This is a genomic window from Photobacterium sp. 1_MG-2023 (genome assembly GCF_030547945.1).
In the GTDB taxonomy this organism is placed as follows: Bacteria; Pseudomonadota; Gammaproteobacteria; order Enterobacterales; family Vibrionaceae; genus Photobacterium.
The window spans coordinates 49,542-67,176 of the sequence record NZ_JAUORR010000020.1 but is presented as its reverse complement, the minus strand read 5'-3'; the positions used below and the strand labels follow the sequence as shown (position 1 = coordinate 67,176).

Annotated in this window: 14 protein-coding genes; all 14 read right to left on the bottom strand. The window is 52.3% G+C overall.

Going from position 1 to position 17,635, the window contains the following annotated elements; genetic code table 11:
- Positions 1–146: 146 nt before the first annotated feature.
- On the bottom strand, positions 147–401 hold the full coding sequence (locus Q4579_RS16420; protein ID WP_303565712.1) for a cytochrome c: 255 nt from the start codon (positions 399–401) through the stop codon (positions 147–149).
- A 127-nt stretch (positions 402–528) separates the two neighbouring features.
- On the bottom strand, positions 529–1,854 hold the full coding sequence (gene tilS / locus Q4579_RS16415; protein WP_303565669.1) for a tRNA lysidine(34) synthetase TilS: 1,326 nt from the start codon (positions 1,852–1,854) through the stop codon (positions 529–531).
- A gap of 149 nt (positions 1,855–2,003) precedes the next feature.
- Complete coding sequence (gene accA, locus Q4579_RS16410; RefSeq protein WP_303565667.1) at positions 2,004–2,963, bottom strand: acetyl-CoA carboxylase carboxyl transferase subunit alpha; 960 nt, start codon at positions 2,961–2,963, stop codon at positions 2,004–2,006.
- A gap of 57 nt (positions 2,964–3,020) precedes the next feature.
- Positions 3,021–6,500 (bottom strand): DNA polymerase III subunit alpha, encoded by a 3,480-nt coding sequence (gene dnaE / locus Q4579_RS16405; RefSeq protein WP_303565664.1) that lies wholly within the window; start codon positions 6,498–6,500, stop codon positions 3,021–3,023.
- Between the two features lie 130 nt (positions 6,501–6,630).
- Positions 6,631–7,236: a ribonuclease HII gene (rnhB, locus tag Q4579_RS16400; RefSeq protein WP_303565662.1), complete on the bottom strand. Its 606-nt coding sequence runs from the start codon at positions 7,234–7,236 to the stop codon at positions 6,631–6,633.
- A 44-nt stretch (positions 7,237–7,280) separates the two neighbouring features.
- Entirely contained in the window at positions 7,281–8,420 is a 1,140-nt protein-coding gene (gene lpxB, locus Q4579_RS16395) for a lipid-A-disaccharide synthase (RefSeq protein WP_303565658.1), read from the bottom strand.
- Between the two features lies 1 nt (position 8,421).
- Complete coding sequence (lpxA, locus tag Q4579_RS16390; protein ID WP_211646133.1) at positions 8,422–9,210, bottom strand: acyl-ACP--UDP-N-acetylglucosamine O-acyltransferase; 789 nt, start codon at positions 9,208–9,210, stop codon at positions 8,422–8,424.
- On the bottom strand, positions 9,207–9,662 hold the full coding sequence (gene fabZ / locus Q4579_RS16385; protein WP_211646134.1) for a 3-hydroxyacyl-ACP dehydratase FabZ: 456 nt from the start codon (positions 9,660–9,662) through the stop codon (positions 9,207–9,209). The genes lpxA and fabZ overlap by 4 nt, the downstream gene beginning before the upstream one ends.
- 109 nt (positions 9,663–9,771) lie before the next feature.
- Positions 9,772–10,800, bottom strand: coding sequence for a UDP-3-O-(3-hydroxymyristoyl)glucosamine N-acyltransferase (lpxD, locus tag Q4579_RS16380; protein ID WP_303565657.1), 1,029 nt, complete (start codon positions 10,798–10,800; stop codon positions 9,772–9,774).
- A 216-nt stretch (positions 10,801–11,016) separates the two neighbouring features.
- Positions 11,017–11,526: an OmpH family outer membrane protein gene (locus Q4579_RS16375; RefSeq protein ID WP_211646136.1), complete on the bottom strand. Its 510-nt coding sequence runs from the start codon at positions 11,524–11,526 to the stop codon at positions 11,017–11,019.
- Between the two features lie 19 nt (positions 11,527–11,545).
- Positions 11,546–13,963 carry an outer membrane protein assembly factor BamA gene (bamA, locus tag Q4579_RS16370; RefSeq protein WP_303565655.1) on the bottom strand — a complete coding sequence of 806 codons (2,418 nt, stop codon included), beginning with the start codon at positions 13,961–13,963 and terminating at the stop codon, positions 11,546–11,548.
- A gap of 36 nt (positions 13,964–13,999) precedes the next feature.
- Complete coding sequence (rseP, locus tag Q4579_RS16365; RefSeq protein ID WP_303565654.1) at positions 14,000–15,355, bottom strand: sigma E protease regulator RseP; 1,356 nt, start codon at positions 15,353–15,355, stop codon at positions 14,000–14,002.
- Positions 15,352–16,548: a 1-deoxy-D-xylulose-5-phosphate reductoisomerase gene (gene ispC / locus Q4579_RS16360; protein WP_303565653.1), complete on the bottom strand. Its 1,197-nt coding sequence runs from the start codon at positions 16,546–16,548 to the stop codon at positions 15,352–15,354. Before ispC ends, rseP begins: the two co-directional genes overlap by 4 nt.
- 149 nt (positions 16,549–16,697) lie before the next feature.
- Positions 16,698–17,546 (bottom strand): phosphatidate cytidylyltransferase, encoded by an 849-nt coding sequence (locus Q4579_RS16355; protein ID WP_303565651.1) that lies wholly within the window; start codon positions 17,544–17,546, stop codon positions 16,698–16,700.
- Positions 17,547–17,635: the final 89 nt, after the last annotated feature.

Sequence of the window (17,635 nt, the reverse complement as noted above, 5' to 3'; positions counted from 1 at the left end):
TGAACTAGTACAATATATTGATTGGGGATTCCGATCAATGGCAGCGAATCTAACTGATTAAAAACAAAGCAACAAGAAGATAATTCAAACATGGTTACTCTGATAACAAATCATCCGCCTCAGAAGCGGATGATTTGATCGGGCTATCACATTTGTGCGAAATAAGCCGCCAGGTTTTCCATGTCCGTATCGCTGAGCATGGCAGCCTGGGGTTGCATCACGGCTGCATTGCCACCGTTCCGGTCTTTGTTCTTGTAAGCTTTAAGTGAGTTCACAATATATTGTTCATTCTGGCCTTTTAAATTGGGATAACCCGGAATGACTGCCACGCCATCTGCGCCATGACAGGCAGCGCAAATTGCGGCTTTCGCTTCACCGGCTTGGGCATCCCCGGCGGCCATTGCTGGCAATGAAAACAAAGTGGCAGCCAGTGTTGTCAGCGTCAGTGCTTTTTTCATAAGATCCTCGTTTTTCTATTTTTATCGACATTCAAACACTGACTGACTATCTATATTCCTGACTCCGGTGTCAGTGTAGGTGATCACATTTCCAGACCAACTGACACCCATTTCCTTCAAAACCTTTGACCACAAAAAGCCCGGCAACGGCAGCCAGCTGATCACCATAAAATATCAGTGGCATCTGTCGACGGCGCCAACTGGGCACCTGAGATTCCTGAAACAGTTTTTTCAGTTTCCTGCGACCGGCACGGCCCACTGGCTGTGCACTCAAGCCGCTGGGGTCAAAAGTGATCCGAACAGGCTCATCCGCAGCCGGCAGCCTTAGCAGCAGACCCGACTGCGTCCCGGCTTCCAACCTGCCCAGTCTGAGTTGGCCTAAATCAGCTGGTAAATCGCACCACACATCCAGCGCCATCTCTGCTTGCCATTGCGTCAGATCCGGCAAAGGCCGAACCACATACAATTGGTGACGGAAGCGGCGAATATCATATCCGGCCAGCGAAACGCAGGGGTTCGCATCCACACGGGCCTGACAGATACTGAGCCAGATTTGCTCCATCTGCGCTTTCGAAGGCAACGCGAGTTGCTGCTGCTGTAACCACAACCGAATCAACGCCTTTCCCTGAGCAGCATCCTGTATGGCAGCGATATTCAGACTGCCGTCTGGCTGGCTCAGTAAACTGAGTTTCTCGGATAACAGCGCAGCTAACAGCGCTTCCTGTTCGCCGCACAGCACCGCACTGCGTGCGACAGAGTGACGTAACCCCGGCCAGCGCTCATTCAGTGCTGGCAATACAGTCTGACGCAGAAAATTCCGATCATACCGAGTGTCCTGATTACTTTCGTCCTCTACCCACTGCAACTGGTGTGTTTCAGCATAAGCTTCCAGCGCTGCACGGCTGACATGCAGTAAGGGGCGAACATGACGTCCTCCGGCAAAGGGTTTCATTTCCGGCATCGCCGCCAGTCCGGCAGGCCCACTGCCGCGTTTCAGCGCAAGCAGCACGGTTTCAAGCTGGTCATCCGCGTGCTGAGCCGTAAGTAAACATTCACCTTTCCGCACATATCCCGCGAGGGCCTGATACCTTGCATCGCGTGCAGACTGCTCGAGACTTAAGCGGCTGCCTTGTTGCACCTCAACCCGGACGGTTTCGAACGGGATACCGTCCTGAGCAGCCCACACCGCGCACTGTTTCTGCCAGTGATCAGCATTCGGGCTCAACCCGTGGTGCACATAGACAGCCTGAACGGAATAATCCGGAAATTCTCTGATAAAACGGCTCAGTAAATGCAGCAATACCCGGGAATCCAGACCGCCACTGAAGGCCAGCACCAAAGGAACCGGGACTGGACACAAGCGGCGGAGCGTAAGAGAGAATTGATGAAACAGCATGATTGCGGGCCGTACCTGAAGTAACTCACGGAAAGAAAGGGGTATCTTATCGCACCACCTGTCAGATTGTCAGCCAGCGAATCGCTGCTGACAAAAACGACAACGGGCCGCATAAAGCGACCCGTTAAGAACTGAAAGCTGTTCAGGTATCAGCAGTAGCCGTAGCTCAGCAGACGCTGGTAGCGACGCTCCAGCAAGCTTTCTTCATCCAGCCCATCCAGTTCATCCAGCACGTTCAGCAGTTGCTGCTTGATGTTGGCAGCCATCGCCGGAACATCACGATGGGCACCGCCCAGAGGCTCAGAGATAATGTTATCAATCAGACCCAGCTCTTTCAGACGATCGGCTGTCATTCCCATGGCTTCTGCTGCCTGAGGTGCTTTGTCTGAATCACGCCACAGAATCGATGCACAGCCTTCCGGAGAAATCACAGAGTAAGTTGAGTATTGCAGCATGTTCACGCAATCACCCACACCGATCGCCAGTGCGCCGCCGGAACCACCTTCACCCACCACGTTACAGATCACTGGCACAGTCAAACCCGCCATCACTTTCAGGTTCATCGCGATCGCTTCAGACTGGCCACGCTCTTCTGCACCAACACCAGGATAAGCACCAGCGGTGTCAATGAAAGTAATGATAGGCATGCGGAAACGTTCCGCCATACGCATCAGACGCAAGGCTTTGCGGTAACCTTCCGGTCTTGGCATACCGAAATTACGCAGAACCTTTTCACGGGTTTCACGGCCTTTCTGGTGACCAATCACCATCACCGGACGCCCTTCCAGACGGGCAATACCACCCACCAGCGCTTTGTCATCGGCGTAAGCACGATCACCCGCCAGCTCATCAAACTCAGTGAAGATCTGGTCAATGTAATCCAGCGTATACGGCCGCTGCGGGTGACGGGCCAGTTGCGCAACCTGCCATGCACCAAGATCACCGAAGATCTTCTTGGTCAGTTCCAAGCTCTTCTGCTCAAGCTGGGAAATTTCTTTATCGAGATCAACCGAGGCCGATTTGTCACGATGCGACACATCGCGCAGTGCTTCAATTTTGGCTTCTAGCTCGGCAATCGGTTGTTCAAAATCAAGGAAGTTCAGGCTCATACCACTTGTAATCCTTTGTCCATGTTTAGCATCCTGTCAGCCCAGGTGCCGGACACATTAATTAAACTCAAATTCGACTTGCTGCTCGCCCAAAAGCACTTTGAGATCAGTGATTAACTCATCATTTGGCGTAATTCGCCATTCTGTGCCCAGGGTAAGTTTAGCGCGAGCATTCGAACGCTGATAATAAATATTCACCGGGACAGTGCCTGCCCGGTACGGTTCCAGCGCTTTGCTGAAACGCTCAAAAAATGTTTTATCAATTTGCCTTTCGGTCAGCGAGATAGCAAGACCACGCAGATGCTTTTCTCGAGCGTCTGAGATATCAAGGACTTCACGTGCAGACATTTTAAGGCCGCCGTTAAAATCATCAAAGCTGACCTGTCCGGAAACGACCAGAATCCGGTCTTTTTCAACCAAATCGAGATATCGATCCAAAGCATCAGAGAACAGCATGACTTCCATCCGCCCGGATCGGTCATCCAGCGTCAGAATCCCGATGCGGGTTCCGCGTTTGGTCGTCATCACCCGGGCCGCAATCACCAGTCCAGCGACCGTAACCACCTTATCCCGGCCTGTCGGATGTGCATCTTTCAACCGCCAGGTCACATAATGTTTCAATTCACGTACATAGCTGTTAATCGGGTGCCCGGTCAGATAGAGACCTAAGGTATCCCGCTCCCCTTCCAGCCAGACTTTTTCCGGCCATTCAGGGATATTGGCGTAAGCACGCTCAACCGCTTCCGGTTCATCCGTCAGCACGCCGAACATATCTGCCTGACCAAAAGCTTCGGCCTGGTGGTGCTGACCAGCGGCTTTCAGCGCATCATCCAGTGTTGCCATCATGGCTGCACGATTCGGCCCCAGCCGGTCCATCGCACCCGCTTTGATCAAACGCTCCAGCACGCGTTTATTGACTTTCTTGGTGTCTATTCTGGCACAGAAATCAAACAGATCCTTAAAATATCCGCCTTTTTCCCGCGCAGCGATCAGATTTTCAATCGGCCCTTCACCGACGCCTTTAATCGCGCCGATGCCATAAACAATGGCCCCCTCATCATCAACAGTGAAACGATACAGGCCTTTGTTCACATCCGGCGGCAGCATTTTCAGATTCATGCGCTGACATTCTTCGACCAGCCCGACCACTTTATCGGTGTTGTCCATATCCGCAGTCATGACTGCTGCCATGAACTCAGCCGGATAATGTGCTTTCAGCCACAGGGTCTGGTAAGAAACCAGTGCATACGCAGCGGAGTGCGATTTGTTGAAGCCGTAACCTGCGAATTTCTCTACCAGGTCGAAGATTTTCATCGCCAGTTCGCCGTCGACGCCGTTGTCCACGGCGCCACTTTCAAACGTCGCACGCTGCTTGGCCATCTCTTCCGGCTTTTTCTTACCCATGGCACGACGGAGCAAGTCCGCGCCCCCCAGGCTGTAGCCAGCCAGAACCTGCGCAATCTGCATCACCTGCTCCTGATAGAGGATGATGCCGTAGGTCGGTTCCAGAATTTCTTTCAGCGATTCATGCTGATACGTCGCATCCGGATAAGAAATCTCTTCACGACCATGCTTCCGGTCGATGAAGTTATCCACCATGCCCGATTGCAGCGGACCCGGCCGGAACAGGGCTACCAGTGCGATCATGTCTTCAAAGCAGTCCGGTTGCAGACGCTTGATCAGATCTTTCATCCCGCGGGATTCAAGCTGGAAAACCGCGGTCGACTCAGAGCGCTGCAGCATCGCAAAAGATTTGGCATCATCCATCGGAATCGCAGCAATATTGATCGGTGCTTTCCCCTGACTTTCCAGACGCGGATTGATCATGCCCAGCGCCCAGTCAATGATGGTCAGTGTCCGCAGTCCCAGGAAGTCGAATTTGACCAGCCCGGCGGTTTCCACATCGTTCTTGTCAAACTGGGTCACCGGATGATGGCCTTCCGCATCACAGTATAACGGGGCGAAGTCGGTGATCGTCGTCGGTGAAATCACGACACCACCCGCGTGTTTACCTGCGTTTCGGGTCACCCCTTCCAGCACCCGGCACATGTCAATCAGCGCTTTGACTTCTTCGTCCGCTTCGTACACTTCGCCCAGTTGCGGCTCTGCCTCAAAGGCTTTGGCCAGCGTCATTCCCGGCTCGGCCGGAACCAGCTTAGAAATTCGATCCACGAAACCATACGGGTGACCCAGCACCCGACCCACGTCCCGGATCACCGCTTTCGCGGCCATGGTCCCGAAGGTAATGATCTGAGACACCGCATCCCGGCCGTACATTTCTGCAACGTGATCAATCACCTGATCCCGTTTATCCATACAGAAATCGATATCGAAATCGGGCATGGAAACCCGTTCCGGGTTCAGGAAACGTTCGAACAGCAGATCAAATGCCAGCGGATCAAGATCCGTAATGTCCAGCGCATAAGCCACCAGCGATCCTGCACCGGACCCCCGGCCTGGGCCAACCGGCACCCCGTTTTCTTTCGACCACTGGATGAACTCCATGACGATCAGGAAGTAGCCGGGGAACCCCATCTGGTTAATAACTTGTAACTCAATCTCCAGACGTTCGTCGTACTCAGGGCGGCGCTGCCTGCGGACTTCTTCATCCGGAAACAAAAATTCAAGACGTCGCTCCAAACCTTCTCTGGATTTCAGAACCAGAAAGTCTTCCGTGGTCATCTCTCCGGTCGGGAAGTTCGGCAGGAAATATTCCCCCAGACGAACCGTCACATTACAGCGCTTGGCAATTTCAACTGAGTTTTCGAGTGCTTCCGGGATATCGGCAAAGAGCGCGCACATCTCGTCTTCGCTACGCAGATATTGCTGAGGGCTGTAGTTTTTCGGACGGCGGGGATCAACCAGCGTATAGCCGTCATGAATACAGACCCGGATTTCATGGGCATCGAATTGCTCCGGGCTGATAAAGCGCACATCGTTGGTGGCCACCACAGGTAAGCCCACTTCCGCCGCCAGTTCCACGGCAAAGTGCAGATAAGCTTCTTCATCCGGACGACCGGTTCGCACCAGCTCAAGATAATAGCTGTCCGGGAAATGTTCCTGATAGAAGGCAACACAACGCTCAACCGCAGCACTGTTCCCTTTCAGCAGCGCCTGACCCAAATCACCGCTTTTACCGCCGGAGAGCAGGATCAACCCTTGTTTGTGATCGATCAGCCAATCGCGATCAATGACCGGCATATGCTGAATATGCCCCCGCTGGTAAGCGTGAGAGATCAGCAAGGTCAGATTTTTATAGCCATCGTTATCCGCAGCCAGAATCGTCAGATCCGTCAGATCTTCACTGCCTTCATCCGCCCGGACTTTAAAATCTGCACCGATAATGGGTTTCACGCCAGCCCCATGCGCGGCGAAATAAAATTTCACCAGACCGCACAGGTTGTTGAAATCCGTCAGCGCCATGGCGGGCATGTCCAGTTCCGCCACTTTTTTCACCAGCGGCGGTACCTTACTCAGGCCATCGACCATGGAAAAGTCACTGTGAATCCGGAGGTGTATAAAGCGAGGTTCTGCCATGATGATGTCGTTATTCAGCCGTTAAAATGCGAGGTCGTATTCTGCTGTCGCGCTCAGTGAGCGTCGCAATTCAGCACATGAATCCCAGAGTCTAAAATGATTTCCCGGCAACGCAAGTGCCGGGATACTGTTACTTCAAATTTTGTGCAATTCGCTCTCGAACTGGCTTGAAGCTTTTCCGGTGTTCATCAATGGCACCGAACTGCTCCAGCGCAGCAAAATGCGCCTTGGTCGGATACCCTTTATGCTGGGCAAAGCCGTATTCCGGATGTTGGGCATCCAATGCTTCCATCTCGCGATCCCGGGTGACTTTTGCCAGAATCGAAGCGGCACTGATTTCGGCAACCCGTAAATCGCCTTTCACAACCGCCTGAGCTGTCATGGGCAACTGAGGCACTTTGTTGCCATCAATCAGCACATAATCAGGCTGAATGGACAAACCCGCCACGGCGCGTTGCATGGCAACCATCGTGGCCTGCAGAATATTCAGTTCATCAATTTCAACTGGCTCACAACGACCAAGCGACCAACTCAATGCTTTGGCTTTGATTTCGTCAAACAGCGCCAGGCGTTTTTTCTCGCTCAGCTTTTTGGAGTCGGTTAACCCTTCAATCGGATTCGCCGGATCCAGAATCACCGCAGCGGTCACCACAGCGCCAACCAGCGGACCGCGACCGACTTCATCCACGCCAGCAATCAGGTTAGCTTCAGGGTAAACAAATGGTTCGTATTGCATTTTGGAATTCACTCAGGCCGACCGTTCTGCCGGCCATGATGGGGTTATTTTCCGATCAGCTTCAGGACCGCATCAGCGGCCTGTCTGTCAGCATCACACCGAATCAGCTGATGCAGGCGGGTAAATTCAGTCAGCAAGGCACTGTTGTCTGAAGACAAGGCTTGCTCGACTGCTGCGGCCAGTTTCTCCGGCACACAGTCTTCCTGTAACAACTCAGGCACCAATTCACGGTCAGCCAGAATATTGGGCAGAGATACATACTTGGTTTTCAGCATTCGTTTCGCCAGCCAGGCCGTCAGCGGTTTGACCTTATAGCCAACCACCATCGGACGTTTCACCAGCATACATTCAAGTGCCACCGTACCGGACGCCAGCAGGACGGCATCAGAGGCTGTCATCACATCCCTCGCGGTGTCGTCGACCAGAACAAAGTTCAGATCCGGCGCTGTATTTTTCCAGGCTGCCTCAAACTGCTCCCGGCGCTTTGCATTGACCAACGCAACCACAAAACCCAGCTCCGGGTATGTCGCCTTCAGGCGTTGGCATGTTTCGATGAAAGGTTCAGCCAGTAAGCTCATTTCACCGCCACGGCTGCCCGGTAATACCGCCAGCCAGCGTATATTCGGATCCAGACCCAATTTTTCCTGCGCTGCCGCGCGGTCAGTTTCCAGCGGAATCGCATCGGCCATGGTATGACCCACGAACTCACAGGGCACCCTGAACTTGTCGTAAAAGGCTTTTTCAAATGGCAGAAAAGCCAGCACCAGATTGGTGGCCGCTTCAATTTTAAAGATACGCTTTTGCCGCCAGGCCCAGACAGACGGGCTGACGTAGTGGACAGTTTTGATCCCTTTCTGTTTCAGATCGCGCTCCAGGCGCAAGTTGAAGTCCGGGGCATCAATGCCGACGAACACATCCGGTGGATTGTCGGTGAAATACTTCACCAGCTCTCCCTTGATATGGAACAGGCGGGGCAGACGACCGACGACCTCGACGATCCCCATCACGGCCAGCTCTTCCATATCAAATAAGGCTTCACAGCCCAGCGCCTGCATACGCGGACCGGCAACCCCGACGAACGATGCATCCGGATAACGGGCTTTGACAGCTTCAATAAAGCCAGCGCCTAAAATATCGCCGGAGATCTCCCCGGCGACAATTCCGATTCGAAGTGGCTTCGTCATATCAGCGAATAATTCCACGCGTGGTCGTATTCAGCATATCCAGGAACAAGCCAACGGATGGCCAGTCTTTGGCCATTTCTTCCAGAACAGGTTTGACTTCTGCCTGAGTTTTGCCGGAACGGTAAATTTCTTTGTAGGCACGACGCAATGCATGCAGTTCAGGCTTTTCAAACCCGTTACGTTGCAGGCCGACCAGATTCAGACCAAACGGTGTCGCGTGGTTGCCCTGAGCCAGCACATACGGCGGAACATCCTGAACCACGGCAGAACAACCACCCACATAGCTGTACGCACCCACAGTACAGAACGGATGAATCGCGGACAGTGCCATCACGCCGGCATGATTGCCAACCGTCACATGGCCACCCAGAATCGAGTTATTCCCGATGTGGGTGTGATCGCCAATCACAACATCGTGCGCAACGTGTGCGTTCACACAGAGCAGGTTGTCGTTGCCAACAATGGTCACGCCTTTATCCTGAACCGTGCCACGATGGATTTGTACGCTTTCGCGAATCACATTGCGGTCACCGATTTCCAGACGGGTTGGCTCTCCGTTGTATTTCTTGTCCTGACACTCTTCGCCGACGATGGCATAAGGGAAAATCCGGTTGTCCTGACCAATGGTTGTCGGACCTTTGATCACAACATGAGACATGATCTCATTGCCATCACCAATCTCGACATCTTTGCCGATATAAGTAAATGGACCGACCGTCACATTGGCACCGATCTTCACGCCGTCTTCAATGACTGCAGACGGATGGATCTTTGCAGTTTCGTGAATCATGAAAACTCTCGTCTTGCGCATTTCAGCTCAGCCGAACATACGACTTCGCCGTCTACTTTCGCCACGCCATTGAACATTGCAATGCCACGACGTTCTTTCAGGAATTCGACTTCAATCACCAGTTGATCCCCAGGACCTACTGGCTTGCGGAATTTTGCATTATCGATGCTGGCAAAGTAATACAGTTCATTTTCCGCTGGCGCACCAAAGGTTTTAAATGCAAGCAGCCCAGTCGCCTGTGCCATCGCTTCCAGAATCAGTACGCCCGGGAAAACAGGCATTTTCGGAAAGTGGCCGGTGAACTGCGGCTCGTTAACAGAAACGTTTTTAATCGCTGTCAGCGTTTTGCCTTCTTCATAGTTTACAACCTTATCAACCATCAGAAACGGATAACGGTGTGGAAGAAGAGCCTGGATCTCGGTGATATTCAGCGTTTTGTTCTCGCTAGTCAAAACTGCATTCCTGTCTAAAAAGTGAACAAAGCACCGCGGCGATCTGAGAAATTGCGAAACGTCTGTCAACGTCGCCCCCGTCCCACGGCGCAGAAACATTCAAAAACGGTTACTTACCTTCTTCTTCGAGTTTTTTCTCTACAGATTTCAGGCGCTTATTCATATCTTCAATTTTCAGTACCCGTGCGGCTGTTTTACGCCACTCCCGGTTCGTCTGAAGCGGGATGCCGGAAGAATACACACCCGGTTCAGTAATTGGGCGCATGACCATCCCCATCCCGGTGACAGTCACCCCATCCGTGATTTCCATGTGGCCATTGAACACACTGGCCCCGCCGATGAAGCAGTGTTTACCGACTTTCAGGCTGCCAGCCATCACAGTCGCACCTGCAATAGCAGTGTTTTCGCCGATGGTGACGTTATGCGCGATCTGGCACTGATTATCAATAATAACACCATCAGCAATGATGGTATCTTCAAGGGCCCCCCGGTCGATTGTGGTACAAGCCCCGATCTCAACCCGGTCGCCCACGCGAACCGCGCCCAACTGCGGGATTTTCACCCAGCGGCCTTTATCATTGGCATAACCGAAACCATCTGCGCCAATCACGGTACCCGACTGAACCAGACAGTCATCGCCCAGAACCACGTTGTGGTAAATACTGACATTGGCCCACAGTTTGGTACGGTGACCAATCTGAGCATTTTTCCCGATGAAACACCCCGGACCAATCTGAACATTGTCGCCCAACACAACACCCGACTCAATCACGGCGTTGTGGCCCACAGCCACACCCTGGCCAACCACAGCATCAGAAGCAATGTAAGCAGAAGGGGCAATCTCTGTCGCGCTGGCCGGTGTGCTGTCCAGAATCTGTGCAACTTTGGCGTAAGACAGATAAGGGTCTTGAACAATCAAGGCATTACCACCGAAGAACTCAGCGTCTTCGGCTTTCAGCATGACCGCTGTCGCCTGACAATCTTTCAAATGCTGGCGATATTTACTGCTGGAAAGGAAAGTGATCTGACCGGGAGCTGCCTGTCCCAGTCCTGCGATTGCGGTGACTTCCGCGTCTGCGTCACCGCGCAGCTCCGCACCTAATTTCTCTGCTAATGCAGCAAGCGTCAATGCAGCCATTGTTTACCTTATTCTTTCGTTTTTATACGTCACTGCACCTTATTATCTGCGGTGGACGAGACAATGCAAAGTGTAAGCGCAGGAACGTTTATAATTTGAACAATGTTCACATAATACTGTCATTTTGGGTCCCGGCAGACCCTACCAGATGCGCCAGCGAGTTTTGGCCCGCTGGCGCAACGATTGAGTCTCACCTGTGACAGTGCGTAGACGGGATTACTTCACCGCAGACAGTACTTTTGTAGACAGATCATCTTTTGGATTGGCAAACAGGATTGCCTGACCATCAACGATCATGTCATATCCTTCGCGTTTTGCCACATCCTGAATCGCTGTACGCAGTTTTTGCGCCAGCTTCTGCTGTTCCTCAGCACCACGACGGGCCTGATCTTCCTGCAATGCCCGTGCTTTTTGTTTGAACTGGCCATCCAGCGTCTGCAGCTCGTTCTGCAGCTTGCCTCTGTCACTGGCGCTCATCAATTCACCGTCGCGCTTGAGTTTATCCAGCTTCGACTTGATGTTCGTTTCCAGTGTGCGCAGTTCAGTGATACGGCCCTGAAACTCGTTCCGCAGCTTGTCTTTCACATTGTAACGCTGAGCCAGTTGCGCCATCGCCTGTGCCGTTGCGACATAGCCAACTTTCTCTGCTGCCGCAGCAGTATGAGCGTACATGGAAGATGACATCACCATCAGGCCAAAGCCGGCTGCTTTAATCCACTGTTTCAAAAGCTCTCTCCTTCAAGGGTTAGAATGTGCGTCCGATGGTAAATGTGAAGAATTCCTCGTCATCGCCATCGTATTTCTTAAGTGGTTTCGCCACCGAGAAGACCAGCGGTCCCATCGGCGACATCCACTGCAGTGCAGCACCATAGGAAGCCCGGATCAGGAAAGGATCGGAGTAATCATACAAAAACTCACCGTCTTCACCGGTCAAATCGTATTCGGTGTCCCACACATTACCAGCATCAATAAACAAGCTGGTTCGAATCTGGTTTCTGGCTTCATCCGAAGCAAATGGGGTCGGTACGATCAGCTCCATACTCGCCAGAGCGACCGCATTACCCCCTGCTGCATCGTCCGATCCGGTCGCACAGCTATTATTACCGCCGATACTACTACCTGTGTCACACCCCCCGACGTACACCGCTTTCGGGCCGACGGTATTCGACCGGAAACCACGCAGGGTCGAAAAACCACCCGCATAGAAATTTTCATAGAACGGCAACAGCTGATCACTGCCGTTATCTGTTGTCCCGTAACCATTACCATAGCCCAGACGACCGCGGAGCAACAAAGTAAAGTCCTGATCCTCAGTCAGCGGGAAGTACTGACGTACGTCATACTGAGCTTTGAAGTATTGGGCATCAGAACCCGGAATCGTCATCCGGAATGTTGCCCGCTGATGATTACCGGCGGTCGGGAAGAAGCCCCGGTTCAGGTTGTTGCGCGTCCAGGAAACCGACCAGTCAAAATCATCCAGTTCGATGGAAGTATTGGCTTCGTCAAAGTCATGAATACGCTTGAATTTTTCAATCTGGTAATACTCTTCGGTATTCGAGATTTTATTGTGGTCGTAACCGACGCCGAATTCAAAGAAGTTCAGTTCGTCATAAGGGAAACCCCAGGTCAGACTGGCGCCGTAACTCTGGTTGGTATAGTCCGAAATGTTCGCGTCTGAAGCTTCGAATTCGTTGTAGTAAACCTTTCCGCCCAGGCTGATGCCATCCAGCGTGAAGTACGGGTCGCGGTATTCGACACTGACGTTCTTCTGGTAATCATTCATCATGGCGCTGATGCCGAACCGGTTCCCGGTCCCCAGGAAGTTATCCTGCTGGATCCCGGCCTGGAAAGACACACCGGATTCCGTACCATAGCCCACACCAAAGTTGATATTACCGGCGTTGGCTTCTTTTACCTTGTACTGAACATCTACCTGATCTTCAGTACCCGGCACACGAACAGTCTGCACATCGACCGTTTCAAAGAATCCGGTCCGGTTCAGACGTTCCTTGCCTCGCTCAATCGATTTCGAGTTCAGCCAGCTGCCTTCCATCTGCCGCATTTCACGACGCAGCACTTCATCTTTCGTCGAGGTATTCCCCGAGAACGAGATATTACGAACATAGATCCGCTTACCCGGTTCGACATTTACCAGCAGAGAAACTTGCTGATTCTCATCATCAAATTCCGGAATCGTGTTGACCTGCGGGTAGGCATAGCCCAGTTCACCCAGACGACGTTTGATCGACTCTTCCAGCGCAGTAACTTTGGCGCCATTGTAAATATCGCCGTCTTTAAAGGTCACCAAACCCGCCAGCTCGCCTTGCTCACCGACCAGATTTCCGCGGAATTTCACCCCTTTGACGGTGTATTGCTGACCTTCGTCAATATTCAACGTGATGTACACGCCTTTCTTGTCGGGTGAGATCGAGACATGCGTTGATTGCAGCTTGTATTTCAGGTAGCCATTATTAAGGTATTGGGAGCGAAGTGTTTCCAGATCCCCGGCCAGAACCTGCTTCTGATACTTCTCATCCGCCAGAAAGTTCCACCAAGGCACATCAGCCTGCAGGTTGAATTTGTCCCGCAGTTCTTCGTTACTGAACACGGTATTGCCAATGAAGTTGATCTGCTGAATTTTTGCAGAAACCCCTTCAGTGAAGACGAACTTCAGGTCAGCACGGTTTCGTGGTAACGGTGTGACGACCGCTTTCACACTGGCATTGTACTTTCCGACACTGTAATAAAAGTCTTCCAGACCTTTTTCAATCTTGCTCAGTGTCGTCCGGTCCAGCGCTTCACCCACACGAATTTTCGACGCGTTCAGGTTCTCCTGAAGCTGCTCGTCTTTAATGGCTTTATTGCCTGAAAACGTAATGCTGGCAATGGTCGGACGTTCAATCACTTTCACGACCAGTGCATTGTTGTCCCGGAAAACCTGAATATCTTCAAAGTTACCCGAAGCGAACAATGCCTGAATCATATCCGCAACATCTCGTTCATCGACAGTGTCGCCAACTCTGACCGGCGTTTTCAGCAACGCCGCACCTAACGCGACGCGCTGTAGTCCCTCAAAGCGGATATCGTCCACCACAAATTCTTCCGCATGTGCCACACTGCTGCCAAGCAAGAGGGATGCGACTAACAGTTTCTTCATCGCCATTACTGTTCTGATTATTCCTTGCTAAATACGCACTTATTAAAGGCGGGTAAAATCATTGAGAAGCGCGACAGCCATCAAAACGACCAAAATCGCAGAACCCAGACGATAGCCAATCTCCTGAATACGCTCCGAAACCGGACGACGGGTCACTGCTTCGATTGCGAAGAACAGCAGATGACCACCATCCAGTACCGGCAGCGGCAACAGGTTCACAATCCCCAGGTTGACGCTGATCAAGGCCAGAAACCCTAAAAAGTACACAATGCCATAGTCAGCCGTTGTACCTGCGCCTTTCGCGATAGAAATCGGCCCGCTCAGGTTTTTCAGTGCCACATCACCGGTCACCAGCTTGGTCACCATGTCGAAGGTCAGTGTCACCAGTTGCCAGGTTTTCTCCGTTGCCTGGCCAATTGCTTCAAAAGGTCCGTACTTCAGCTGAAAACGCTGATCAGCCGGCCAGGCTTCCACAACAGGTGCAAATCCGGCATAGCCCACCAGCTCTCCGCTGGACAGTTCTTTTGTTTTCGGTGTCAGCGACACCTCAATCTGCTCTCCTGCCCGATTGAGCTGAACCTTCAGCGCAACCTCAGGGTTGGAACGAATGATATCAACCACCTGCTCCCAGCTCACAATCGGTTGGTCATTGATGGATACAATCGTGTCACCCACAGCAAAACCAGCCTTCTGGGCTGCACCCTTATCCACCAGTTGGCCTATCTCCAAAGTGATCGGCGGTGAAAACGGCGTGATCCCCAAAGTTGTGAGTATACGCTCACTTTCCGGATCAAACGACCAGTCCCGTAAGTCCAACCGCAAGGTTTCTTCATAGGACTCATCCGGCGGAACAACGGTCAGGGTCATGACATCATCCCCGATATGACCAATCATCGCCATATTGACCGATTCCCAGTCCGGTGTTTTGATACCGGAAACCGACTTAAGTTCCATGCCGGATTCAATCCCTGCCTGTGCGGCGATGGACTGCGGTGCAACTTCGCCAATCATAGGTTTTACAGCAGGGACGCCAATCAGATACACAACCCAGTATGCAAAAATAGCGAACACAAAGTTGGCAATCGGTCCGGCAGCAACAATCGCACTGCGCTGCCAGAGTGCTTTATTATTAAATGCCTGATGACGACGTTCCTCAGGAACGGTATCCACCCGCTCGTCGAGCATTTTCACGTAGCCACCCAGCGGAATCATCGCCAGCGTAAATTCTGTACCCTGCTTATCGACTCGACGCCATAAGGCCTTGCCGAAACCGATGGAAAAACGTTCCACATACACGCCGCAACGGCGCGCAACCCAGAAATGTCCGAATTCATGTACCGCGATCAGAATGCCCAATGCAACCAGAAAGGCACCCAAATTCCACAAAATTCCCATCATTTCGCTACCTTCTGAATCACTTGCTGTGCCAGCTGGCGTGCTGCGGCATCTAATGCGAGCACACAATCCAGGCTATGCGGTTCTGTCATATCGGCCTGGGCCAAAACCTGCTCGTTTACACGGGCAATGTCGGTAAAACGGATTTCTCCTGCCAAAAACGCCGCCACAGCCATTTCGTTTGCGGCATTCAGTGTTGTTGTCGCAGCCTGGCCACTGTAACACGCATCAATCGCCAACTGCAGACATGGGTAACGCGACATATCCGGCTCGATGAATGTAAACTCACCCACCTTGGTAAAGTCAAGCGGCGAGACACGGGTACCCACGCGCTCAGGGTAAGCCATCGCATATGCGATTGGCGTCTGCATATCAGGTAATCCCATCTGAGCCAACACGGAACCATCTTTATACTGCACCATGGAATGAATCACAGACTGCGGGTGAATCAGTACCTCAAGCTGCGAACGAGAAGCATTGAACAACCAGCGCGCCTCAATATATTCCAGCCCCTTATTCATCATAGTGGCCGAATCCACAGAAATCTTCGGTCCCATGGACCAGTTTGGATGAGCAATGGCCATTTCCGGCGTCACCTCATCCAGTTCACGTACATCAGTGTAACGGAAAGGGCCACCTGAACCGGTTAACAAAATCTTACTGACACCGGCTTTCGTCAGATCACACCGGCCCGGTTTTTGCTGCACGTCTAAGGGTAGACACTGAAAAATCGCATTATGTTCACTATCAACCGGTAATATTTCCGCACCATATTTCTCAACGGCATCAATAAACAGCTGGCCCGACATCACCAGCGCTTCTTTATTCGCCAGCAAAATGCGTTTTCCGGCTTTCACTGCCGCCATGGTAGGTAACAGTCCGGCTGCGCCGACGATGGCAGCCATCACAGTATCCACTTCTTCCAATGCCGCAACATGGCACAGCCCGGCTTCACCAGAGAGGACCTGTGTTTTCACACCTTCAGCCGACAGTCGCTGGGTCAGGTCTTTGGCTGCCGACTCACAAGCCATTACTGCATACTTCGGCTGCCACTGGCAGCACAGGGCAAACATTTTCCGACTGTCGCTGCCAGCCGCCAGCGCCACAATGTCAAATTGTTCAGGATTTGTTGCCGCGACAGATAAGGTGCTGGAGCCAATCGACCCTGTCGCTCCCAGAATGGTTAACTTACGCATAGTTTCACTACTTCACGAAGACCGCTCAAATCAGCAGTCATCCAAATATTGCTTGTCTACTTGATGCGACGAATCTCAGACTCTCGAATCAAGTAAACTATCAAAATCAAAACGGGGGAAGTGGTTACCCGCTTCCCCCGAATCAGGCATCAAATCAGCCAGAGATAGAGCAATGCAAACACCGGCAATGCGGCCGTCAGGCTGTCTATTCGGTCAAGAATACCACCATGGCCCGGTAAGATCTGTCCGCTGTCTTTAATTCCTGAAACACGCTTGAACATACTTTCCACTAAATCGCCAAAGACAGAAGCAATCACAGTCAGGACGACGGTCGCCAGCAGCGCACCAGCACCATGGAAAGGAATGCCCAGCACTTCGGCAGCGCCCCAGGCAACAATCACGGCCAGCAACACCCCCCCCGCCAGACCTTCCAGCGTCTTATTCGGGCTGACTTTCGGCGCCATTTTACGACGGCCAAAGCGTTTCCCCGCAAAGTATGCGCCACTGTCAGCCGCCCAAACCATCAGGCACACCAGCATCACTAATTTAGCACCATAAAAAGGCGCTTCAGCATAGTTCACCGCACGCAGCATCAGGACACCCCAGAAGAATGGGATCAGGGTCAGCAGACCAAAACAGTATCGGAGTGGGGTTGAGCGCGTCCAGAAACCGGACTTTTCTGGATAGGTCACCACCAGAAGGCAAGCCAGCAGCCACCAGACGCCTCCCACGGTCAGCATGGTGTGATGGGATGTTGTCAAAGCCCCCAACGCCATGGCATCTGTGGGCAACACAAAACAGGAAGCCAGCAGGATCAATGCCGGTGGTACCATCGCCAACACGCGGGAGCGCGTATTCACAAACTGGGTCCACTCCCAGAAACCGGCCAGTGTAATCCCGGCTAGTGCCAGCATAAATCCCGAAAAAGGTAACAGGAAGATTCCGGCAATCACAATCGGAGCCAGAACCAATGCAGTCAAAATTCGTTGCTTAAGCAAGCTTGTTCCTCTCGTTATAATTTATCTTTGTCGCTTCTCAGCAATATCTTGCTTGGTCGCAATCCAACAAGCTACGAGCTTGTCATCAG